The organism is Arthrobacter sp. Sr33 (genome assembly GCF_054511195.1).
This window is the reverse complement of the sequence record NZ_JBTNDD010000008.1, coordinates 14,738-37,234: the sequence shown is the minus strand read 5'-3', so window position 1 is coordinate 37,234 and position 22,497 is coordinate 14,738. Positions and strand designations below refer to the sequence as shown.

The window sequence follows — 22,497 nt, the reverse complement described above, 5'->3', positions numbered from 1 at the left end:
CCTAAATCGTCCCACAGGACGCGGCTGGACCCCGCCCCACCGAACGCCGGTTGTGCCCGAGTCGGCGATTCGTCAGGCAGACTTGACCTATGCCCCGCTCCAACCGCCCTCGCCGTCCCGGGAAGCCGTCAGCGCAGCCCGGGAGGAAGGCAGAACCGGTGCCGGAAATCGACCTGGAGCGTGCCCGGGCGGGGATACCGACCCGGGAAAGCGCTCCCGACGGCGAATGGTCCGTCCGGCGGATCACCGAGCGCAACGCGGCCAAGGACTATGTCTGTCCCGGGTGCCACCGGGTGATCCCACCCGGTCTTGCGCACCTGGTGGTCTGGCAGGAGGACTCCCTGTTTGGTGCAGCGGCCGGGCTCGCTGGCCGGAGGCACTGGCACGTCAATTGCTGGCGGACCCGCAGCTACCGGTACTGAACCGCCCACTGCAGTTCCCCTAGACTGAAACGATGACTTCCACCGTAACCAGTTATGAGTTCACCGAGTCCGACGGGCCCATGGATATCAGGGCGTCAACGGTCCTCCCGGCGCGGCGCACCGAGATCGAACTGCGCACCACCGACGGACTACGCCTGGTGGGCGAATTCGCTGAGCCAGCGGACAGGCCGGCCCGTGCCACTTTGGTGATGATGCATCCGCTGCCGACTGCAGGTGGGTTCATGGACTCCCACGTTTTCCGCAAGGCCTCCTTCAGGCTTCCGGCACTCGCGGACATTGCGGTGCTGCGGTTCAACACCCGTGGCACGTGCTCGCCGCGGGGCTGCAGCGAAGGCGAGTTCGATGGTGGGGTTGCCGAGCGCGCCGACATTGAGGCCGCCGTCGCCTGGGCGGCCGAGCATAGCCCAGGCAACATCTGGCTGGTGGGCTGGTCCTTCGGCACCGAGCTGTGCCTGAAGTACGGCGCCCTTGATCCGATCGCCCCGCTGATCCAGGGGGCGGTGCTGTTGTCGCCCCCACTGCATCGTGCTGGGGAAGAAGATCTTGAGGCATGGGCCGCGTCCGGCCTGCCGCTCAAGGTGCTGGTCCCCGAGCACGACGATTACCTGCAGCCAGCGGCAGCGACCGAGCGGTTCGCGCGGATCCCCCAGGCCGAGGTGATCGGCGTCGACGGCGCCAAGCACCTGTGGGTGGGGGAGAAGTACGCCGCCCGGGTCCTGGATGAAATCACCGACACCGTGCTGCCCGGGGCATCGCAGTCACTGCCCACTACCTGGACCGGAGCCGCAGCCACAGCGTCCTGACAGTCCTGGCTTACTGACTGTCCTGGCGGGCGATAAAGACTTCCTTGAGCAGCAGCATCACCGCTGCGGCTGTCGGAATGGCAATCAGTGCGCCCAGCACACCCAGGAGGCTTCCGCCGGCAATAACGGCGATGACTGCAACCGAACCGGGTACCGCCACTGCGCGCTGCATGATCCGCGGCGAGATGAAGTATGCCTCGACCTGCAGGTAGGCGAGGTACAGCACCGCGAAGAGCAGCGCCGTCTGCCAGCCGGCAGTCATCGCGACCGCCGTCACGATCACTGCCGCAATCAGGGCGCCCACCAGGGGGATGAAGGCCAGCAGCGCGACGACGAAGGCCAGGAGGACCGAAAAGGGCACCTGCGCGATCGTCATGAAAACGAAGGCGAAGGTCGCGTTGAGGATGGCCACACAGGCCTGCCCAATCACGTAGTTGCCGACGCTGCTGGTGATCTCCTCCGCCAGCGACTCCACCCGGGGGCGGCGCGAGCGCGGCGCCAACCGGTACGCCCACTTCTTCATTGCGGGCAGCGAGGACAGGAAATAGAGGGTCAGGACCAGGACAATGAGGGTACCGAACAGGCTGTTGATAATGACGGTGCCAACGCCCAGCACACCGCCGAAGATGCCGCCTACCGCGTCCGAGTCGTTGAAGAAGTTGTTGACTTCCTCGGTGACACGTTCCCGGACCTGGAACTGTTCATCGACAGTCTGGAAGAACTCGGAGTTGAGGAAATCATCAACGAAACCGGGCGCCCGATCCACAAACTGGCTGGTCTGGTTCACGATGGTGGGAATCAGGGTGGCGAAGAAGGCCGCGATGATGCCGGCAAGCAGCAACAGCGCCACCGCAATCCCTGCCGGGCGGGGCACCTTCTTCTTTTCCAGCCACCGGACAATGGGGTCGAGCCCCAGTGCAATGAACATTGCCGCGCCAATCCACAGCAGCAGTTGGCCCACGTTGGTGATCATGAAGTAGGCGAGCAGAGCCAGCCCCACGCCCACCGTCCCCATGAAACCGAAGTGAATCGGGTGATGACGCATGGACTGGGGCTGGGCGTTTCCGAACTTCAGCCGGTCGTCACCGAGTGAGACGTCGTCGTCGGTAGGCACCGGCGCGGGGATCCGCTCGGGCGGGAACTCAAACCGGAGCCGCGGCTGGGCGCCAGGAATAGGCCGGCGGAGCCCGCGAAAAATTGCCCTGATCATGCTGCGGTGAGATGGGCTGGCAGCGGAAGCCGCTGGTGCACCGCCCTGCCCGTCAACTGAGGCGGCGGGACGGGGGAGCGGCTCGCCCGCCGGAACATCCTGATGATCACTCACGCTTCATTCTGCTTTCCCAGTAGTGCATGCGGCGGGCAATAAGGTTCAAAACCGCTAAAGCAAGGTTAGCGAAACACTAACAGCCTACTGTCGGCTTACCGTGTCGGGCCGGGGACCCGACGTCGTGCGCCAGGTCTGCGCGCATGCCGAGAGTGACCACCTCCATAAAAATCCCGCCGCGGGGCCGAAGTTCGTTACGATGGGACGTTAGATCAAGGTATTGCACAAGACATCGCGTCGTCGGACCTCCGTCGGCGCCTGACGCGCGGCCGTGCTGCGCACGAGCAACGATAGGTATCTGAGTGCGTTTGAAGATTGCAGTCCCCGCTTTGGTGATCGGTGCGCTGCTGATGCTCCTGGGCATCGGCCAGCTCACGTTCTGGTCCCCGCCGGAAACCGTGACGGCCTCCGTCCCCGCGGGGTCCGAGGCCGGCCCGGTCACCGTGATCGATGCCGGTGCGAAGGCTCCAGACGCAGACGACGTCGACATTACGGTGCGCAGCGAAGGTACCTTCACGCTCGCCGTCGGACGTGCCGGGGATGTCGACGCCTGGGTGGGCGACGCCGCGCACCTGCGGGTGACCGCCATTGCCGAGGAGGGCCTGGAAACCACGTTCACCGAGGGTGAAGAGACGGTCCCGAACCCCAGTGGCTCCGATCTCTGGACCAGCGAGGAAACCGCCGATGGCAGTGTGACCTACCGCTGGCTCGATCCGGCCGAGGGCGATTGGTCAATCCTCCTGGCAGCCGACGGTGAGAACCCGGCACCCACCGACATCTCGGTCACCTGGCCGAACGAGGCGACCACCGGCTGGGCGGTGCCCCTGATTGTGATCGGTGCGCTTGCCATCGTGCTGGGGATTGCCCTCTTCTTTGTCACACCAAAGCGCAACCGGCCCGCTGCCGAGGGCTCGCGAGCCCACCAGCGCCGCATGGAAACCCGGAAGAAGCCGAAGCGGGCAGGCGGAGCATCCTTCGGGGTGGCCGTCGTCGTTGCAGGGCTGACCGTCTCGGGCGCCGGGCTGGCTCACGCCAGCACCTCCGATCCAAGTTCAATCCCGAGCCCGGATCCAAGTTCGGACCCGAGCTCTACCGCGTCAGCGACTTCCGAAGCGGCCGACGAACCGGCCCCACCCGTACTGCTGGAAAGCCAGCTGGAACGAATTCTGGCCTCGGTGGCGACTGTCGTTGCGGAAGGTGACGCGGCATCCGATGCGGAGCTGCTTGAGCCGCGGGTCGCCGAGGCGGCCCTGGCGCTCCGGACCGCCAACTATGACGTCCGGTCCCAGGCCAGTGACGTCCCGGAGCCCACTCCGGTGGCTGCCGAGCCCGTCCTGACCACAATGGTTTCATCGGAGACCAGCTGGCCCCGCACCGTCGTCGCCCTGACCCAGTCCGACGAGAACCCGGTGCCGCACGCACTGGTCCTGGTCCAGGCCGACCCCCGGTCGAACTACCAGCTCAGCGCCGCAATCCAGATGCTGCCCGGCACCACCTTCCCGGCCTCCGACGGTGCCGCAGGGGTAGCCGAGGTACCGGTCGACGTCGCAGGTGAGCTTGCGTTAGCCCCCCAGGACGCGATGGACGCGATCGCCGACTTCCTGTCGGAGCCCGACGGCGACAACGCCGAAACCTTCGAGGCTAATTCCTTTGCGGATGCCATCACCTCGTTCCAGGCCGACGTCGTCGCCGATCCGGGTAACGACTCTGCCGACATTACCTTCGTGCATGAGTCCGAGCAGGACTTCACGCACGCCCTGTCCACCAGCGACGGCGGCGCGATGGTCTTCGGCTACCTGAACCACACCTATTCCAGCGTCCCGCGCGGCGCCGGTGATTCGATCGACCTCGACGGCACCGTTTACGAGTCGCTGACCGGCGAAACCTCAACCGACGAGGGCATCGACGTGCGGTATGGCGAAGCGGTAATGATGTATGTACCGCCTGCCGGCAGCGATGAGCGCATCCGGGTCATCGGTGCCGCCCAGCAGTTGCTCTCCGCCGAACTTCGGTAACTTCCACCAGAGACCACCCTTGAAAGGCGGAACCATGAGTATTCCAACCAACCGCGGGCCCCTCCCGCCGTCGTCAATGAACCTGCACGGAGCCGTGGATCTGTCGGCTTTGAAGGCACGGGCCGACGCCGCACGGACCGCCCAGCAGGGCGGGACCCCCGCCCCCGCAGCACCCCCGGCGGATTCGGCACCCGGAGCCGCCAGCGCAGGGGCAGGCAGCCCCTACGTCGTTGAGGTCACCGAGCAGAGCTTCCCTCAGCTGGTTCAGCTGTCATCGCAGGTTCCGGTGATCGTGGATCTGAGGGCTTCCTGGAGCGAAGAATCGTCCCGCGTCACAGCGGTGCTGGAAGCGGTGACGGTCGAAAATGACGGTCGGCTGCTGCTGGCCAAGGTCGACGTCGAGACGCAACCCCAGATAGCCCAGGCCTTCCAGGCACAGACGGTGCCCACCGTGGTGGCGGTCCTGAAGGGTCAGCCGGTGCCGCTGTTCGAGGGCGCGCTGCCCGAAGCCCAGATCCGGTCCTTCATTGACGAATTGCTGAAAGTGGCGGGCTCGAACGGCGTCTCAGGGTCGCTGCGGGAAGGTGCCGACGGCGAGGAGGCCGCTCCCGAAGAGCCGCCGCTGCCGCCCCTGCATCAGGCCGCCTTCGATGCCATCGAGGCCGGTGACTACCCCGCTGCCGCCGCCGCCTACCGGCAGGCCCTGGCAGAGCAACCAGCAGACGCCGAGGCGAAAGCTGGGCTGGCCCAGGTGGAACTGATGCAGCGGCTCAAGGATGTCGACGCCGAGACGATCCGGCAGCGCGGAGCCGACGAGCCCGACTCGGTGGAGAGCCAGCTCGCCGTCGCGGACCTGGACATTTCGGGAGGCCACGTCGAGGACGCGTTCGCCAGGATCGTCTCGTTCATTGGACGGACCGCGGGGGAACCCCGCGAAGTTGCCCGGGTGCGATTGATTGACCTGTTCGACGTCGTCGGGATCAGCGACCCGCGCGTCACCAAGGCGCGGGGAGCACTGGCACGCGCCCTGTTCTAGATTTTCATCCGCCGGACGGAGCCTGTGGGCGGTAATTCGTCCCTTTGGATGACGATGGGTCTCTCTTGACGTTGCTAGCGTGGAGGGATGAGCACACCATCTATGCCTTTGTCCCCGGGCCCAGCCGGCGGTCCCGCTTTTCCGGAGAGCCCGGCGCTGGTGATCCGGGGACTCGCCAAACGTTTTGGCGAAAAGATCGCCGTGAACGGCGTCGACCTGGATGTCCCCACCGGTTCGTTTTACGGACTGGTGGGCCCGAACGGCGCTGGCAAGACCACGACGCTGTCGATGGCCACGGGTTTGCTGCGCCCGGACTACGGCCAGGTGTGGGTGCATGGCGTGGACGTGTGGGCTCGGCCGCTCGAGGCGAAGAAGCTGATGGGGATTCTCCCCGACGGGGTGCGGCTGTTCGACCGGTTGACCGGGGAACAGTTGGTGACCTACGCGGGCCTGCTGCGCGGTATGGACCGCGACACGGTGGCGGAGCGGGTCGCGGACCTGCTCCGTGCGCTCGACCTGACTGACGACGCCGGCACCCTGGTGGTCGATTACTCGGCCGGCATGACCAAAAAGATCGCCCTGGCCTCGGCGCTGATCCACGCGCCGTCCCTGCTGGTCCTCGATGAGCCGTTCGAATCGGTGGACCCGGTATCGGCAGCCAACATCCGCGACATCCTGAACAGCTATGTCAGCTCCGGCGGTTCAGTCATCGTCTCCAGCCACGTCATGGACCTGGTCCAGCGGATGTGCGACCACGTTGCGGTGATCGCTGCCGGCACAGTCCTGGCCGCCGGCACCGTCGATGAAGTGCGCGGGGACTCCAGCCTCGAGGACCGGTTCGTGGAACTGGTGGGCGGACGCAACACCGCGGAGGGACTCACATGGTTGCGCACCTCCTAAGGCTCAAACTCACCCTCCTGCGGAACTCCCTCAAACGCAGCACCTGGGCACTGATCGGCGTGATCCTGGGCGGCCTGTACGGTCTGGGAATGCTGGGCCTGCTGACCCTGGTGCTGTTTGCCTTTGGTACCGCTGAACCGGAGATTATTCGCAACGTAGTGGTGATTGCCGGGTCAGCAGTCGTGCTCGGCTGGATTGTGGTGCCGATGGTCTCTTCGGGCATCGATATGACCCTCGACCCAGCGCGGTTCGTTACCTTCGCCGTCCCGATGCCGCAACTGATCGCCGGGCTCGCGCTGGGCGCGGTCATCGGCATCCCGGGGATCATCACCTTACTTGCCGCGCTCGGTCAGGTTGGTACTTGGCGGCTCTACCCTGCCGCAGCAGTGGTGGCGGTGGTGTGCGCTATTCTGGCCACCCTGTTGTGTGTCGTGGCCTCACGGTTGGCGGCCACGGCAGTCATGTCGCTGACCTCGTCGCGCACGTTCAAGGATGTCAGCTCCATGGTGGTGCTGGTGCCGATCATCCTGCTGGGGCCCATCATCGCCGGGATAGCGGCCGGGTTTGAACAGTCGGTCGGATTTGCCGGCGAGCTGGCGGCCATCCTGGGGTGGACGCCGCTGGGTGTCTTCTGGGCGGTTCCGGCGGACGTGGCCGACGGCGCCTACCTCACCGCCGCGCTGCGGTTCGCCTTCGGCGTCGCTACCCTCGCCCTGCTGGCCTGGCTCTGGCAGCTCAGCCTGGCCCGGGCGTTGGTGACGCCTGCCCACAACGCGGTGACCCGAAAAGCGGCAGGCAACCTGGGCTTCTTCAGCCGGTTTCCGGCGACTCCCACCGGGGCAGTTGCCGCCCGCGCCTTGACCTACTGGGCGCGGGATCCCCGTTACCTCGGGTCCATCGTGATTGTCCCGCTGGTCCCGCTTCTCATGCTGTTTTTCGCCTACCAGTCCGGGGACTTCACCACGCTGAATTTCGTGGGCCCGATCATCGCGTTCCTCCTCGCCTGGTCCATTTCGGCCGACATTTCCTATGACAACACGGCGTTCTGGCTGCACCTTTCCACCGGGGTGAGCGGGTGGGCAGACCGGGCGGGCCGCGCCTTGGCGGTAGCTGTGATCGCTGCCCCCGCGATGCTGGTCTTCACCGTGGGTCCGCTGTGGATTTCCGGCAGCCTTGAGCAGTTGCCGGTGATGCTGGGCCTGTCGGTGGGTGTCCTGCTGACCGGGATCGGGTTCTCCAGCGTGGTCTCCGCCCGGTACACCTACAATGTGCCGCTCCCGGGCGAGAGCCCGCTGAAAACACCGCCGGGAACCGGATTCTCCATGTTCGCAGTCCAGATTATTGGCTGGCTGGTCCTCACCGCGCTGGTGCTGCCGGAACTCGGACTCGCCATCGCCTACTTTGTCACCGGCAACAGCGTCTTCGGTTGGCTTACGCTGGTAGTTGGTTGCGTCCTGGGTGCCGCGCTGCTGATGGGCGGCGTGAAGCTGGGCGGACAGTGGTACGACCGGAGGGCCCCCGAACTGCTGCAGGCAGTGGCCGTCAACAAATAGCTCAGACGATAGGACAGCTGATGGAAGTAGTAATCCTCCCTGATCAAGCGGCCATTGCAGCTGTGGCAGCCGACGCGATCGAGGACCTGGTTCGACGCAAGCCGAACGCGGTGCTGGGCCTCGCCACTGGTTCCTCCCCGCTCGGGGTGTATGACGAGCTCGCACGCCGGCACCACACTGGTTCGTTGAGCTTCGCCGACGTCCACGGCTTCGCCCTGGACGAATATGTGGGGCTACCTGTTGGCCACCCGGAGTCCTACCGGGAGGTGATTCGGCGGGAGTTCACGAACCGGATCGACATTCACCCGGACAACGTCCATGGCCCCGACGGTGCCGCAGACGACATTCCCGCCGCGTGCGCCGCCTTTGAGCAGGCTATCCGGGAGGCCGGGGGAGTCGATCTTCAACTACTCGGGGTAGGTACGGACGGGCATATCGGCTTCAACGAACCGGGCAGTTCCCTGGCATCACGGACGCGGATCAAGAGCCTGATCGATCAGACCCGGAAGGACAACGCCCGCTTCTTCGACAGCATTGACGAGGTGCCGCACCACGTGGTGACCCAGGGGTTGGGCACCATCATGGACGCGCGCCACGTGGTGCTGATCGCCACCGGGGCGCAGAAAGCCCGGGCGGTCCACGACTTCGTGGAGGGGCCGGTAGCCGCCATCTGCGCGGCATCCGTTCTGCAAATGCATCCCCACACCACCGTTCTCATCGATGAGGCCGCCGCTTCTGGGTTGAAACTAGCGGATTACTATCGCCATACTTACGCGAACAAGCCTGCCTGGCAGGGAATCTAGCCGACCCCGCGACAGGCTGGACGACCTGAGCAACGATAGGATGGAAACCATGAGTACGCCTGCAGATCCCTATGACAATGACCCCCGCAGCGACCCGCGGAGCGACCCCCAACGCTCAGGGTCCACCGCGACGCTGGAGCGCGAAGAGCTCCGCGAGGAACTGGAACCCGGCGACCGCGAACGCCTTGCGCACTACGTGCGCAAGGAAAAGATCATGGAGTCCGCGCTGTCCGGGGACCCGGTGATCGCGCTGTGCGGCAAGGTCTGGACACCGGGCCGTGACCCCCAGAAGTTTCCGGTCTGCCCCGAGTGCAAAGACATTTACAACGGAATGCGTCCGGGCAAGGACGACAAGGACAAATAGGTGCCGGCGCAGTCGAGCTAGGTGTCGGCGCGGCACCGCCGCTTCGTCGCGGGCTGACCAAGTCGTAGGTTGACTAAGGATTCATGACAGATCGCCCCGCCCCGAACACGGCAGAGCCCGCTACCGGGCAGCCAGCCAGCCTGCGCCCCCTGACCATCGGGATCATTTCCATCATCACCTGCGCCGCTTTCGAGGCGATGGCGGTCACCACTGCCATGCCTGCGGTGGTCGAGGAACTCGGTGGGGTGTCCGGCTACGGGCTGGCCTTCTCGATGTATCTGACAGCGTCGTTGCTGGGCACCGTCATTGCCGGTACCTGGTGCGACAGGGTAGGTCCCCGCCCCGCGCTCGCCGTCGGCCTGACGCTGATGATCGCGGGTCTGCTGGTCTCAGGTGCCGCGGGCGAATTCTGGCTGGTTACTGCGGGCCGGGCAGTGTCGGGGCTGGGGGGCGGTTTCATGGTGGTGGCTGTCTACGTCATCATCGGAGGAGCCTACCCCCAGCATCGCCAGCCAGTGATCTTCGGGTGGTTATCCGCGGCCTGGGTGCTGCCGTCCCTGATTGGACCCGCCGTGGCTGGCTACCTGGCGGAGGAGTTCACCTGGCGCTGGGTGTTCCTGGGGGTCGTGCCGATTGTCCTGGCAGCGTTTGTCATGGTCTGGCCGAAAACCGCGTCACTGACAACCCCCGAGCCAGGTGCCGGTAACCGCGGTGACGGACGACGGCGGTCCCTGACCGGGATGGCCCTTGCCGGCGGCGTGCTGGCCGCCCAATTCGCCATCAACCGGCTCGCAGCGCAGGGCCTGGGGGACAGCGCCGGGTCAATAGTGCTCCTGCTCCTCGCCGCCGGGGGCGTCGCCGTCGCAGCGCTGACCTTCCCCCGCCTGCTGCCGAAGGGGACAGTGCGGCTCGCCCGAGGGTTGCCGAGCATCATCGCCACCCGCGGCCTGGTCACCGCCGCGTTCTTCGGCGCCGAGGCGTTCCTTCCCCTGATGCTGGTGACATCGCGTGGCATGAATGAGGCGACCGCCGGCCTCACCCTGAGCGCCGGCGCCCTGGGGTGGAGTGCGGGGGCCTTTGTGCAGGCTCGTGTCACCTTCCGCCGACAGTGGCTGCTGGTCCTTGGGGCGTCGATCCTGTCGACCAGCGTCGGCGGACTGGCACTGGTCTCGGTTCCGACGGTGCCCTTCTGGGTTCTGGTGGTGGTGTGGACCCTTGCCGGTTTTGCCATGGGAATGACCCTGTCGAGCACCTCGGTGCTGGTCCTGAAGCTCTCACCGGCAGAGGAGCGGGGGAAAAACTCCTCCTCGCTGCAACTCAGCGACCAGATGGGTGGGGTGGTCGGAAGCACCATCGCGGGAGGGCTTTTCGCCCTGTTACGTGACCCGTCGAACCCGGGACAGGTGGGCGTGTTTGTTGCGATCTGGCTGGCTCTGTGCCTCTTCGCGGTTGCCGGTATAGTTGCCGGTTCGAGGGCGGTGCTGGGATCCTCCGATGAGCCGGCTAGTCCCCACCCAGACACAGACAGGCATGGAAAGGTCTCTTCTTAAGCGTGAGTAATAACATGCTCTTCGGCGTTGCCCCTGCCACAGGTGCATCGCTGCCACCGGCCTACCCGGAACGCGCGGCGTGGGGTACGGCGCCGAAACTCCGGCAGTGGCAGGAGCAGGCGCTCGCCAAGTACTTTGCCACCGGCCCACAGGATTTCCTCGCCGTTGCCACCCCGGGCGCGGGTAAAACCACTTTCGCGCTGCGGGTTGCCACCGAGCTCGTGGAACGCGGCACCATCAACCGGATCACTATCGTCGCGCCGACCGACCACCTGAAGCGGCAGTGGGCTGACGCCGCGGCGCGGATTGGCCTGGCGATCGACCCCAACTTCCGGAACGCTGACGGCCGTCACGGTCAGGGTTTCATCGGCGTGGCAGTGACCTACGCCCAGGTGGCCAGCAAGCCGATGCTGCACCGTGCCAAGACCGAAGCCGCCAGGACCCTCGTCATCCTGGATGAGATTCATCACGGTGGCGATGCCCTGTCCTGGGGTGACGGTATTCGTGAAGCCTTCGAACCGGCGACCAGGCGGCTGGCGCTCACCGGGACGCCGTTCCGTTCGGACACGGCGGCCATCCCTTTCGTCGAGTACGCGGCCGACGCCGACGGTATTCGACGCTCCAAGTCCGATTACACCTACGGCTACGGCGAGGCCCTGCGGGACCACGTGGTGCGGCCTGTCATTTTCATGGCCTACTCGGGCCAGATGCGGTGGCGCACCAGTGCCGGCGAGGAGATGGCGGCTTCGCTCGGCGAAGCGTCAGTCACCAAGGACATCACCGCTCATGCCTGGCGGACGGCGCTGAACCCCACCGGCGAGTGGATCCCGGCGGTCCTCGCCGCGGCCGACAAGCGGCTCTCCGAGGTGCGGCGGACGGTATCCGACGCCGGCGGCATGGTGATCGCCACCGACCACGACGACGCCCGGGCCTATGCTGGCCTGCTCAAGAAGATCACCGGCGAATCACCGGTAGTGATTCTCTCGGATGATGCGAAGGCGTCGGAGAAGATCGAGGAGTACTCGGCTGGCGAGCAGCGCTGGATGGTAGCGGTCCGGATGGTCTCCGAAGGCGTTGACGTACCGAGGCTCGCCGTCGGGGTCTACGCAACCTCGACAGCGACGCCGCTGTTTTTCGCCCAGGCGGTGGGACGCTTTGTGCGTGCCCGACGCCGGGGAGAGACCGCTTCGGTCTTCCTGCCATCGGTGCCGAACCTGATGATCCTCGCCAACCAGCTGGAACTTGAGCGTGACCATGCCCTGGACCGTCCGGCGACTGACGAGGACGGATTCGCCCCCGAGGAAGCGTTGATGGAGGAGGCGAACCGTGCCGAGAAAGCCTCCGACGAACTGACCAAGCAGAAGTTCGAGGCGCTTGAATCCCAGGCGTCCTTTGACCGGGTTCTTTTCGACGGCGGTGAGTTCGGTACCGGCGGCGAAATGGGCAGCGAGGATGAACAGGATTTCCTCGGCATTCCGGGGCTGCTCGACGCTGACCAGGTGGGAGTTTTGCTGCGCCAACGCCAGCAGGAACAACAGACCCGGCGGGGACGCAAGGGCGTCGCGGTGGCGCCAGCCCCCGAGCCGCTGGTCGTTGATCACCGGCTACTCACAGAACTACGGGGTGAGCTCGCCAAGAACGTATCAGCCTGGTCGGCACGCTCCGGCATGCCCCACGGTGTGGTGCACACCGAGCTGAGGAAGGCCTGCGGCGGTCCGGCCGTGGCACAGGCCAACGAGGATCAGCTCCAGCGGCGGCTGAAGAAGTTGCAGGACTGGTTCATCGGCCGGAAATAGCCGCCCGGTGCACTACCGCGAGGGGTGAGGGACCTGAGCGCGCGGCAGCGAAGGCCAGGTCCTACTCGACCAGTTCGACGCCGGCTTCTTCGAGTTCCTCGAGGGTAGTCTCGACGCCGTCGGGGTGGACCCCGCGGGTGTAGCGGACCAGGACCGAGGTGGTGTAGCCGGCCGCTACAGCGTCCAGGGCGGTTGCCTTGACGCAGAAGTCGGTGGCGAGGCCAACCACTGCCACCTCATCGACCTCCCGCTCACGGAGCCAGTCATCGAGTGTCACCGGGTCTTCTGTCGACCCCTCAGCCAGGGCGCCGAGCTTCTGCTCGCCGGTGGGAACCTCGTCTTCGGGGGCGAGGACGCCCTCAAAGCCCGAGTACGCCGCCTCGAACTGGCCTTTCCGGAAGACTGCTTCGACATTCTCGGTATCCAGGTCCGGGTGGAACCGTGATCCCTTGCTGTCGGCGACGCAGTGGACCGGCCAGGAGTGGAGGAAATCGGGGGTCTGTGAAAAGTGGGCTCCAGGGTCGATGTGCCAGTCCTGGGTGGCGACAATGTGATCGAACTCCCCGCCCTGCTCGTCGATGAAGTCGCTGAGCAGGGAGGCGAGGTCGGCGCCGCCGTCGACGGCTAGCGACCCACCTTCACAGAAATCGTTCTGGACGTCGACAATGATCAGGGCGCGGGTCATGGTTCCTCCTCGTATTCGGTGGGGATGGCGGGTTCTCCGCGCTGCAGTCGCATGACCGAGCCCGGCAGTTCGGTCATGGACGACCGGTGGTGTTCGACGGCGCGGCGCACCGCATCGGCCCCGGTCCAGCCGGGCAGGATGTCGCCGTCGCTGACAAATTGCTGCAGCAGCGGCCGGTCGTTTCCGTCGTCGTGAGGCGAGCGGCCAATTCCCACCACCTCGGTTGTGGCGATGCCCGCGTCGTTGAGGCGGCGGAGTGCGTATTTGCGCCCGCCGCGCGAGGCCTTGTTCAGTGCTGACTTCGCTACTGAAACGAATTCGCCGTCGTCATCGGTCCGGCTCACCAGTTTGTAGACCAGGCCCGCGGTCGGGGCGCCCGAACCGGTGACCAGTGAGGTGCCGACGCCGTAGGAATCCACGGGAGCGGAGGCGAGGGAGCCAATCGCAAACTCGTCGAGATCCGAGGTGACCACAATCCGGGTGTTGTGGTTGCCCAGGTCATCGAGCAGCTGACGGACCCAGCGGGCCTGGGCCACGAGGTCGCCCGAATCCAGCCGCACCGCACCCAGCTCCGGTCCAGCCACCTCGACGGCGGTCCGGACGCCGCGTTCGACGTCGTACGTGTCCACCAGCAGCGATGTTCCGGCGCCCAGCGTGGCGACCTGGGCGGCGAAGGCATCCCGCTCCGTGTCGTGCAGCAGGGTGAAGGAGTGGGCTGCGGTGCCGACGGTCTTCACGCCGTACCTCCGACCGGCCTCGAGGTTGGAGGTGCTGGCGAAACCCCCAATGATGGCCGCCCGCGCGGCGGCCACCGCAGCCTCCTCCTGGGTGCGGCGCGACCCCATCTCGATGCAGGGACGGCTGCCGGCCGCCCCGGTCATCCGTGACGCGGCCGAGGCAATCGCGCAGTCGTGGTTGAGGATGGAGAGCACCAGGGTTTCCAGGATGCAGGCCTCGGCGAAGGTTCCCTCAACGATCAGGATGGGGGAGTGCGGGAAGTACGCCTCGCCCTCGGCATAACCCCAGACGTTCCCGCCGAAGCGGAAGTCGGCCAGCCAGTCAAGAGTGAGGGTGTCCACCACTCCGGCCGCTGACAGGTGGTCCAGCTGTTCAGTGCCGAAGCGAAAGTTTTCGAGGCTCTCCAGCAGGCGTCCCGTTCCGGCCACCACCCCATAGCGTCGGCCCTCCGGGAGGCGCCGTGCGAAAGCTTCGAAAACCGATTTCCGGTGCGCAGCCCCGGAATGCAGGGCGGCCTGAAGCATGGTCAGCTCGTAGTGGTCCGTATACAGGGCGGTGCTGGCCCGGGTGCTGACGACCGGGGCGGAGTTGGTGGGGCTCACAGTCACGACTCTAACCCGTTTGGGCGCCGACACAACCGGAATCCTGTCACCCGACCTGCGTTCTACAATGGTGCTATGACTGTTGGCACCGCTCCGGACACCGAACGGCTCGAGGAAACGGACACCGACCAGCTGACCGCTAGTGATATCCCGTGGGTAGTGATCGTCTGGAATGATCCGGTCAATCTCATGAGTTATGTCAGCTACGTGTTCCAGACCTATTTCGGGTACAGCGAAGCCAAGGCGAACAAGCTCATGATGGAAGTCCACGAGGCGGGTAAGTCGGTGGTCGCCGGTGGCAGCCGGGAAGAGGCCGAGCGGGACACGCTGGCCATGCATTCCTACGGACTCTGGGCGACGTTCCAGAAGTCCGACGCCCCCTGAGGCGAGCTACCCAGTAACTGTGCGTTAAGGAGAATTCTTGGCCAAGGCATTCAAGGCAACCCGTCGTGGGATCATCGGCACCCTGGATCCGGGGGAGCGGCAGCTGCTGCGCAAGCTGTTCGAGGACATCATCGAACTGCTGGAGCCCGCCGAGCCAGCCAATGCCGATCCGCTCGCCGCCATGGTCGGCGTGGATAGCACCGCGGTCACCCCCTCAGACAGCGCCGTGAGAAGGTTGCTGCCGGATGCGGTCCGGAACGACGACGGCGAGGCGCTGGAATTCCGCCGGCTGACCGAACGGTCCCTCCGCGAGGACAAGATCGGCACCCTGCGCGGCAGTGCCCTGCTGCTGGAGTCCAGCCCGCTGACCCTCACCGCCGAGCAGGCCCGGCTGATGGCCCGGGCGCTCAACGACGTCCGGCTGGTCCTCGCGGACCGGCTGAAGATCGAAACCGACGAGGACGCGGCCCGCCTTCACAACATTGACGACGTCGCCGACGCCGACGACGTCGAGACCTACCTGGCGCTGGTGTACAACTTTGCGAGCTGGCTTCAGGAGTCACTGGTCCAGGCCCTGTTTGGGCTGAAAGACAAGTGAACGAGGCCTGCTGCGCCGCTGTGGTCGAAGGCTGTGACTAATTCCACTGGCGTCGGGTTCGTCTAATCCCGGTGACAGGTCTTATGGTCGGTAGGTTATGACCTCCGTCCCGGGCGATTTTTCAGCAGTGAAGCGAACCGAGGCCCCGATCGGCATTTTCGATTCGGGCGTCGGTGGGCTGACAGTTGCGCGCGCCGTGATTGACCAGCTCCCGCGCGAGTCGATTCTCTACGTCGGCGACACCGCTCACGGCCCCTACGGCCCGTTGCCCATTGCCAAGGTTCGCGCCCACGCGCTGGGCGTAATGGATGAGCTGGTGGATTCAGGCGTCAAACTCCTGGTTATTGCCTGCAACTCCGCGTCAGCGGCCGTGCTCCGTGACGCCCGCGAACGCTACACCGCCCGCTACGGCATCCCGGTGATCGAGGTGATCCAGCCAGCGGTCCGGCGGGCCGTCGCTGCAACCCGGAGCGGGAGGATCGGGGTGATCGGCACCTCAGCCACGGTGGGCTCCCGCGCCTACGAGGACACCTTCGCCGCCGCTCCGCACCTGTCCATCACCTCAGCCGCCTGTCCCGAGTTCGTCGAATTTGTCGAAGCTGGGATCACCTCGGGTCCTGAACTCCTCTCGACCGCCCAGCGGTACCTGCAGCCGCTGAAGGAGGCGGGAGTGGACACGCTGGTGTTGGGGTGCACCCATTACCCCCTGCTGACCGGGGCGATCTCCTATGTGATGGGGGATGCGGTCACACTCGTCTCAAGCGCCGAGGAAACCGCGAAGGATGTCTATCGTGCGCTGATCTCCCACGACCTGGAGCGGGTGGGGGAGGCTCAGCCCAGGCACCACTTCGTCGCCACCGGCGACGCCCAGCGGTTCGGTGAGCTGGCCCGCCGGTTCCTGGGACCCGAGGTCCTCAGCGTAGAACACGTCGACCATGTGGCCGCCCAGTATCCCACCGGAAGTATGGCCAGGATCACCCCGGAGATGATCGCCACTGCGCGCGCCGATGCGAGGGGGAACTCCTAGCCATGAAGCTGACCATCGTGGGCTGTAGCGGGTCGTTTCCTGGCCCCCAATCGCCGGCGTCGTGCTACCTGGTGACCGCGACGGTGCCCGACGGCGACAGCACCCGGACCTGGCGGATCCTCCTCGATCTCGGCAACGGCGCCCTGGGCGCGCTGCAGCGTTACATGGACCTGCGCGATATTGATGCAGTGTTCCTCAGCCATCTGCACCCCGACCACTGCATGGATCTCTGCGGTCTGCACGTTGCGGTGCACTGGGATCCCAACGGCTGGCACCGGCCGCGGATCCCGGTGTGGGGCCCCGCGGGTACCGCCGACCGGATGGCGACCGCCTACGGGCTGGACCTCGACCCCGGCATGCATGAGGACTTCGACTTCCAGATCTGGAAATCCCGCGCCGCCGTCACCCTGGGGCCCTTCACCGTCACGCCGTACCCGGTGCTGCACCCGGTCGAGGAGGCGTATGCCCTGCGCGTCGAGGTCGCGGGCGACAATCCCGGCGACCCGCCCCGGGTGTTGACCTACTCCGGCGATACGGATGCCTGCGACGGCCTGATCGAGGCCGCCGCCGGGTCCAATGTTTTCCTGTGCGAGGCGGCGTTCCACGAGGGCCGCGACGACGCGATTGAGGGCGTCCACCTTACCGGCCGGCGGGCCGGGCAGGTGGCGGCAGCGGCGTCGTCGGACCGGTTGCTGCTCACCCACATCCCGGTGTGGAATGACGCCAACAGGACCATCGAGGAGGCCAGGACCAGCTACCGTGGGGATCTCGCCGTCGCGGTTGCTGGCGTTTCCTACGAGATCTGACGCCAAAAAAGTACCGCCCCCGCACACGAGTGGTTGCCCAACAGCGCACTTGCGGCTCGGCCACTTTTCCGCCGGCCCGTAGACTTAAGCCCATGACTCCAGCAGACACTTCCTCGCCCATCGCTGCCATCCTCCGGGCGGACGGCCGCACCCCGGACCAGCTCCGACCCATCAGCATCACCCGCGGCTGGTCCAACCAGGCCGAAGGGTCGGCACTCATCGAGTTCGGCAACACCCGTGTCCTCTGCACCGCATCACTGACCCAGGGCGTACCCCGCTGGCTCAAGGGCGAGGGCAAGGGCTGGGTCACGGCTGAGTACGCCATGCTTCCCCGCGCCACCAATACCCGATCGGACCGCGAATCGGTCAAGGGCAAAATTGGGGGCCGCACCCACGAGATTTCCCGTCTGATCGGGCGGTCTTTGCGCTCCATCATTGACACGAAGGCGCTGGGGGAGACCACCATTGTGCTGGACTGTGACGTACTCCAGGCCGACGGCGGCACCCGCACTGCAGCGATCACGGGCGCCTACGTGGCGTTGGCCGAAGCAATCCGCTACGCCAAGGAAAACAAGCTCATCGCCGCGTCGGCGCAGCCCCTCATCGACACGGTCGCCGCGGTCAGCGTCGGAATCATCGACGGCGTGCCCATGCTTGACCTGCCCTACGTCGAGGACGTCCGCGCGGAAACGGACATGAACGTGGTGGTCACTGGCAGCGGCAAGTTCGTGGAGGTCCAGGGCACCGCCGAGGGTGCACCGTTTGATCGTGACGAGCTCGACGCACTCCTTGACCTGGCCCTGCTCGGCACTTCCCAGCTGACCCAGATCCAGCTCGACATCCTTGGTGAGGGTGCCGGTGTCTGAGAACACCGGGAACGGTCGACCGGCTGTGGCAGCACCCAGGCTGGTGCTCGCCACCCGTAACGCGGGCAAGCTCCGGGAACTGCGTGAACTGCTGCGGGGCCAGGTTCCTGGTCTTGACGTTGATACGCAGGTTATTGACGCTGCGACAGCCGGCGCGCCCGACGTCGTCGAAAGCGGCACCACCTTCGAAGCCAATTCCCTCCTCAAGGCGCGGGCGGTGGCGGCGGCAACCGGGCTGGTGGCAGTTGCCGACGACTCGGGTCTCGCCGTCGACGTGCTCGGCGGTGCGCCGGGGATCTTTTCGGCACGGTGGGCAGGACGCCACGGTGATGATGAGGCCAACCTGCAGCTCCTCCTGGCCCAGCTCGCCGACATACCGGGGGCACAGCGCGGCGCATCATTCGTCTGCGCCGCCACGGTAGCCCTCCCGGATGGGACCGCCCAGGTGGCTCTGGGCGAGCTCAGGGGATCCCTCCTCAACGAGCCCCGGGGAGCCGGTGGATTTGGGTACGACCCCATTCTGCAGCCGGCAGGCCGTGAGGAGAGTTGTGCCGAGCTGTCGTCGGAGGAGAAGAATTCGATCAGCCACCGCGCGAGAGCCTTCAAGGCTTTGCTGCCCCACCTGATCGAAGCGTTGCGCTGAATCCCGCCTCCGCTCCCAGCAAAGCCCAGGCTCGTAGGGCAAAATTGGTCAGGATATGACTATTTCCTCGCAAACAGCACCGACCACCCCGACCGGCGGCGGGTCGGCGCTGGACAGCATTTCCGATTGGGCCGTTTCCATGATGGAAACCATCGGCGCGCCCGGCGCCGGTCTGGCGATCGCACTGGAAAACCTCTTTCCACCACTGCCCAGCGAAGTCATCCTGCCGCTGGCGGGCTTCACGGCAAGCCGGGGTAGCTTCACCCTGTTCGAAGCCATCTTCTGGACCACCGCAGGCTCACTGGTCGGTGCGCTGATCCTGTACCTGCTGGGCGCCTGGCTGGGACGCGACCGGATGCGAGCCATCGTGTCCCGGGTCCCACTGGTCGATCTGGAGGATGTGGACCGCGTAGAGGCCTGGTTCGACCGCCACGGCTACAAGGCAGTGTTCTTCGGCCGGATGATTCCGCTGTTTCGCAGTCTGGTCTCCATCCCGGCGGGCATCGAGCGGATGTCGATCTGGATATTCATTGCCCTCACCACCGCAGGAAGCCTCATCTGGAACTGCATCTTCGTGCTGGCCGGTTTCTACCTCGGGGAAAACTGGCACGTTGTCGAAGCCTATGCGGACGTGTTCCAGAAAATCGTGATCGCCGCCGTCGTCGTATTCCTTGGCTACTTTGTGGTCAGCCGGATCCTGAAGATTCGCCGCAATCGGGCTGAGCGGGACCCGGCCTGACACACGGCCTCCTGCCGATGGTGCAGCTGTGGCGAGTGTCCCCAATCGCCCGAGCGGCAGTGGCGGGTTCGAGGCGTGCTTCACCCGCCAACTGCGCAGGAGTTCCCGACGGCGTCGTGCCCACCACAGCCGTCCCAAAAAGCCTTGGCATCGCCCGCCCCCGGTTGTATGGTTAGTTACATCAGTAACTAACCAATTGACCAGCTGACTGGTCACCGGGGGGCCAGATGATCGATGACAGTAGGCCCATCTTCCTTCAGATAGCCGAAGAGATCGAAAACGAGATTGTCGAGGGAACCCTGGCCGAAGAGGCGCAGGTCCCATCAACGAACGAGTTTGCCGCTTTCCATCGCATCAACCCGGCGACCGCCGCCAAGGGCGTCAACCGACTCGTGGACGAGGGCATTCTCTACAAGCAACGGGGAATAGGAATGTTTGTTGCCACCGGTGCCCGCGCCGCGCTCCTGCAGCGCCGGCGGGACCAATTCTTTGACCAATACGTCCGCCCGCTGGCGGTAGAGGCTCGGAAGCTGGGAATCAGCCCCTCCGAACTGGCGGAAATGGTCCGCTCCAGCGAATCAGTTTCGGGGGGAACACCATGAGCAGCGTTATCGAAACACATGATCTGATCAAGACCTACCGCAACTCCACGGCGCTCGACGGGGTGAGCCTGTCGCTGCAGCCCGGGAAAATTTACGGCCTCCTCGGACGTAACGGGGCAGGCAAAACCACCCTGATGTCCATCCTCACCGCGCAGGGTTTCCAGACCTCCGGGACAGTCGCCGTCTTCGGTGAGAGTCCCTACGAGAATGAACGGGTGCTGAGCCGCATCTGCTTCATCCGTGAATCGCAAAAGTATCCAGATGCGTTCACGCCCAAGCATGCCTTCCGGTCGGCGGCGTTGTTTTTCACCAACTGGGACCAGGCACTTGCCAACCGATTGGTCGAGGATTTCCAGTTGCCCCTCAAGCGATCGATCAAGAAGCTCTCCCGCGGGCAACTCTCGGCCGTCGGCGTCATCATCGGTCTGGCATCCCGCGCCGAACTGACGTTCTTCGATGAGCCCTACCTTGGTCTGGACGCCGTGGCGAGGCAGCTGTTCTACGACCGGCTCGTCGAGGACTACGCGTTACACCCGCGGACCGTAGTGCTCTCCTCCCACCTGATCGATGAGGTGGCGAATCTCCTGGAACACGTGATTGTGATCGACAAAGGCCGCATCATCATGAACGACGACGCCGAGAGCATCAGGGGTTCGGCGTTCACGGTGGTCGGATCCGCAACCGTGGTGAAGGCTTTCCTTGCCGGCCGGGAAATTCTTCACACCGACAACTTCGCCTCACTGGCCTCGGTGACTGCCGTCGGCGTGCTCACGCCGACGGAGAAACGCGAGGCCGCAGAGCTGGGCCTGGAGCTCGCTCCGGTCTCACTGCAGCAGCTGGTGATCCGTCGAACCTTGGCAGCGACCAGCGGCGATCTGGACGCCGTGCACAACCACTCGCTGGAGGTATCACAATGAGTCGTGTAGTCAATGTCATGCGCATGCAGCTCAGCAACAGATGGACCTTTATCGGCATTCCGGCCGTAATCCTCGTGGCGTCCTTCGGGTTGAGCTGGGTCATCTGGTCCTTCATTCCCTATGAGGGAGCAAAATATTCGGGCGGTTCCCAGGCCATCATGTGGTACTTCCTGGCGCTGGGAATCCAGTCGCTCACCCTGACCTTCCCCTTTTCGCAGGGACTGAGCATCAGTCGCAAGTCCTTCTTCCTCGGGACCCTCGGCTTGTTCTCGATCATTGCGGCAGTGACAACGGCACTCTATTACGTGCTCGGCCTGATCGAGATAGCAACTGACGGGTGGGGACTCAACGGCAGATTCTTCGCGATTGACTGGATTGCCGAAGGATCCGGCCTGCCGATGATGGTCTTCTACTTCACGGCGATGATGGTGCTGTTCCTGGTTGGCTTCTGGGCCGCGACCATCTACAAACGGTGGCAGACCACGGGACTCCTGATCACCGGGATCGGGACTGCAGTCGTGCTGGTCGGCCTCGTCTTCTACCTCACCCGCCAGGAACTCTGGGGCCAGGTGGGCCAGTTCCTCAGCAGCCAGACCCAGCTGAGCGTCGCAGGCTGGCTCGCCGTCGTCGGCCTGGCGCTGGCGGGCGGGTCCTACCTCACCCTGCGACGGGCCGTGCCCTAGCTCAGCGTGGGGCGAACAGCTCACGTTGCAGGTCGATGCCTGGCTGGTGGAGCATAGCGTCGATGCCCAGCTCCTGCGCGGCAGCGACATTGACCTGGGCATCATCAACGAAGGTGACCTCATGTGGTTCGGCGCCAAGGTCCCGCAGCACGTGTTCGAAAATTTCCCGCTGCGGCTTCACCAGCTGGAGCACCGAACTGAAGTACATCTTCGTGAAGTACCCGGTCCAGGACGCCTGCTCAAACCTGGCCACCATCGGGGCAGGCATATTCGAGAGCAGCGCCAGCCGGGCACCCTGGCTGCTGAGTTCCTCGAGGACATCGAGGGTTTCCAGGTTGAAGTGGGACCACTGGTTGGCATCCAGCGTGTCGAGCAGGTCCGTCCGGCTCTCAGTGACGTCGCGTCCGGTGACCAGCGACCAGTATTCGACGCTGGTCTTGCGGCCAGCATCGAAGTCTAACCGGTGCTGCCAGTAGGGCGAGCCGGGGTCCATCAGCTGGACGCCAGCAGCATCCTCGAGGTTCAGCCAGTCCTCGGGTGTGGGCGCATTGGAGATCACCATGCCGTAATCGAACAGGTACCACTGTGTCTTTCCCATACCTCAGGGTAGGGGACTGTGG

The 22,497-nt window shown here is 65.2% G+C and carries 24 protein-coding genes; 20 read left to right on the top strand and 4 right to left on the bottom strand.

Going from position 1 to position 22,497, the window contains the following annotated elements; all coding sequences use genetic code 11:
- The first annotated feature begins 89 nt into the window (after window positions 1-89).
- Window positions 90-422 carry a hypothetical protein gene (locus ACX80T_RS11600; protein ID WP_024476289.1) on the top strand — a complete coding sequence of 111 codons (333 nt, stop codon included), beginning with the start codon at window positions 90-92 and terminating at the stop codon, window positions 420-422.
- A 32-nt stretch (window positions 423-454) separates the two neighbouring features.
- Complete coding sequence (locus ACX80T_RS11595) at window positions 455-1,246, top strand: alpha/beta hydrolase (protein WP_019481189.1); 792 nt, start codon at window positions 455-457, stop codon at window positions 1,244-1,246.
- Between the two features lie 10 nt (window positions 1,247-1,256).
- On the opposite strand, the gene ACX80T_RS11590 is transcribed toward ACX80T_RS11595, so the two are convergent.
- Window positions 1,257-2,570 carry an AI-2E family transporter gene (locus ACX80T_RS11590; protein WP_459304485.1) on the bottom strand — a complete coding sequence of 438 codons (1,314 nt, stop codon included), beginning with the start codon at window positions 2,568-2,570 and terminating at the stop codon, window positions 1,257-1,259.
- A gap of 302 nt (window positions 2,571-2,872) precedes the next feature.
- On the opposite strand from ACX80T_RS11590, the gene ACX80T_RS11585 reads away from it, so the two are divergent.
- From ACX80T_RS11585 to ACX80T_RS11550, 8 genes are all read left to right on the top strand, one after another.
- Window positions 2,873-4,585, top strand: a complete 1,713-nt coding sequence (locus ACX80T_RS11585) for a hypothetical protein (protein ID WP_459304484.1) — start codon at window positions 2,873-2,875, stop codon at window positions 4,583-4,585.
- A 34-nt stretch (window positions 4,586-4,619) separates the two neighbouring features.
- Window positions 4,620-5,621 carry a co-chaperone YbbN gene (locus ACX80T_RS11580; protein ID WP_459304483.1) on the top strand — a complete coding sequence of 334 codons (1,002 nt, stop codon included), beginning with the start codon at window positions 4,620-4,622 and terminating at the stop codon, window positions 5,619-5,621.
- A gap of 87 nt (window positions 5,622-5,708) precedes the next feature.
- Window positions 5,709-6,521, top strand: a complete 813-nt coding sequence (locus tag ACX80T_RS11575; protein ID WP_459304482.1) for an ABC transporter ATP-binding protein — start codon at window positions 5,709-5,711, stop codon at window positions 6,519-6,521.
- The gene (locus ACX80T_RS11570; RefSeq protein WP_459304481.1) at window positions 6,503-8,074 is read left to right on the top strand and encodes a transporter; all 1,572 of its coding nucleotides are present in this window, start codon (window positions 6,503-6,505) and stop codon (window positions 8,072-8,074) included. Before ACX80T_RS11575 ends, ACX80T_RS11570 begins: the two co-directional genes overlap by 19 nt.
- Window positions 8,075-8,094: 20 nt before the next feature.
- Window positions 8,095-8,877 carry a glucosamine-6-phosphate deaminase gene (gene nagB, locus ACX80T_RS11565; protein ID WP_019481195.1) on the top strand — a complete coding sequence of 261 codons (783 nt, stop codon included), beginning with the start codon at window positions 8,095-8,097 and terminating at the stop codon, window positions 8,875-8,877.
- A 49-nt stretch (window positions 8,878-8,926) separates the two neighbouring features.
- Window positions 8,927-9,241, top strand: a complete 315-nt coding sequence (locus ACX80T_RS11560; protein WP_019481196.1) for a DUF3039 domain-containing protein — start codon at window positions 8,927-8,929, stop codon at window positions 9,239-9,241.
- Window positions 9,242-9,324: 83 nt separating this feature from the next.
- The gene (locus ACX80T_RS11555) at window positions 9,325-10,791 is read left to right on the top strand and encodes an MFS transporter (protein ID WP_019481197.1); all 1,467 of its coding nucleotides are present in this window, start codon (window positions 9,325-9,327) and stop codon (window positions 10,789-10,791) included.
- Window positions 10,792-10,805: 14 nt separating this feature from the next.
- Window positions 10,806-12,587: a DEAD/DEAH box helicase gene (locus ACX80T_RS11550; protein WP_116778639.1), complete on the top strand. Its 1,782-nt coding sequence runs from the start codon at window positions 10,806-10,808 to the stop codon at window positions 12,585-12,587.
- A 61-nt stretch (window positions 12,588-12,648) separates the two neighbouring features.
- Here ACX80T_RS11550 and ACX80T_RS11545 read toward each other — a convergent pair whose 3' ends face one another.
- Window positions 12,649-13,272 (bottom strand): isochorismatase family protein, encoded by a 624-nt coding sequence (locus tag ACX80T_RS11545; RefSeq protein ID WP_019481199.1) that lies wholly within the window; start codon window positions 13,270-13,272, stop codon window positions 12,649-12,651.
- Window positions 13,269-14,618, bottom strand: coding sequence for a nicotinate phosphoribosyltransferase (locus ACX80T_RS11540; RefSeq protein WP_019481200.1), 1,350 nt, complete (start codon window positions 14,616-14,618; stop codon window positions 13,269-13,271). Before ACX80T_RS11540 ends, ACX80T_RS11545 begins: the two co-directional genes overlap by 4 nt.
- 69 nt (window positions 14,619-14,687) lie before the next feature.
- On the opposite strand from ACX80T_RS11540, the gene clpS reads away from it, so the two are divergent.
- The 10 genes from clpS to ACX80T_RS11490 all read left to right on the top strand — a co-directional run bounded on the left by clpS (window position 14,688) and on the right by ACX80T_RS11490 (window position 21,877).
- On the top strand, window positions 14,688-14,996 hold the full coding sequence (gene clpS / locus ACX80T_RS11535; RefSeq protein ID WP_019481201.1) for an ATP-dependent Clp protease adapter ClpS: 309 nt from the start codon (window positions 14,688-14,690) through the stop codon (window positions 14,994-14,996).
- Between the two features lie 37 nt (window positions 14,997-15,033).
- Window positions 15,034-15,594, top strand: a complete 561-nt coding sequence (locus ACX80T_RS11530) for a DUF2017 domain-containing protein (RefSeq protein ID WP_019481202.1) — start codon at window positions 15,034-15,036, stop codon at window positions 15,592-15,594.
- Between the two features lie 97 nt (window positions 15,595-15,691).
- Window positions 15,692-16,621 (top strand): glutamate racemase, encoded by a 930-nt coding sequence (gene murI, locus ACX80T_RS11525; protein WP_019481203.1) that lies wholly within the window; start codon window positions 15,692-15,694, stop codon window positions 16,619-16,621.
- A gap of 2 nt (window positions 16,622-16,623) precedes the next feature.
- Window positions 16,624-17,427 carry an MBL fold metallo-hydrolase gene (locus tag ACX80T_RS11520; RefSeq protein WP_459304479.1) on the top strand — a complete coding sequence of 268 codons (804 nt, stop codon included), beginning with the start codon at window positions 16,624-16,626 and terminating at the stop codon, window positions 17,425-17,427.
- 92 nt (window positions 17,428-17,519) lie between these two features.
- Window positions 17,520-18,293, top strand: coding sequence for a ribonuclease PH (gene rph / locus ACX80T_RS11515; RefSeq protein WP_019481205.1), 774 nt, complete (start codon window positions 17,520-17,522; stop codon window positions 18,291-18,293).
- The gene (gene rdgB / locus ACX80T_RS11510; RefSeq protein ID WP_019481206.1) at window positions 18,286-18,936 is read left to right on the top strand and encodes an RdgB/HAM1 family non-canonical purine NTP pyrophosphatase; all 651 of its coding nucleotides are present in this window, start codon (window positions 18,286-18,288) and stop codon (window positions 18,934-18,936) included. Before rph ends, rdgB begins: the two co-directional genes overlap by 8 nt.
- A 55-nt stretch (window positions 18,937-18,991) precedes the next feature.
- On the top strand, window positions 18,992-19,675 hold the full coding sequence (locus tag ACX80T_RS11505) for a DedA family protein (protein ID WP_019481207.1): 684 nt from the start codon (window positions 18,992-18,994) through the stop codon (window positions 19,673-19,675).
- A 227-nt stretch (window positions 19,676-19,902) separates the two neighbouring features.
- Window positions 19,903-20,277: a GntR family transcriptional regulator gene (locus tag ACX80T_RS11500; protein WP_019481208.1), complete on the top strand. Its 375-nt coding sequence runs from the start codon at window positions 19,903-19,905 to the stop codon at window positions 20,275-20,277.
- Window positions 20,274-21,194, top strand: a complete 921-nt coding sequence (locus ACX80T_RS11495) for an ABC transporter ATP-binding protein (protein ID WP_019481209.1) — start codon at window positions 20,274-20,276, stop codon at window positions 21,192-21,194. The genes ACX80T_RS11500 and ACX80T_RS11495 overlap by 4 nt, the downstream gene beginning before the upstream one ends.
- Window positions 21,191-21,877, top strand: a complete 687-nt coding sequence (locus tag ACX80T_RS11490; protein WP_026040859.1) for a hypothetical protein — start codon at window positions 21,191-21,193, stop codon at window positions 21,875-21,877. The genes ACX80T_RS11495 and ACX80T_RS11490 overlap by 4 nt, the downstream gene beginning before the upstream one ends.
- 1 nt (window position 21,878) lies before the next feature.
- Here the strand turns inward: ACX80T_RS11490 and ACX80T_RS11485 are convergent, their stop codons facing one another.
- Window positions 21,879-22,475 carry an HAD family hydrolase gene (locus ACX80T_RS11485; protein WP_019481211.1) on the bottom strand — a complete coding sequence of 199 codons (597 nt, stop codon included), beginning with the start codon at window positions 22,473-22,475 and terminating at the stop codon, window positions 21,879-21,881.
- Between the last annotated feature and the right edge of the window lie 22 nt (window positions 22,476-22,497).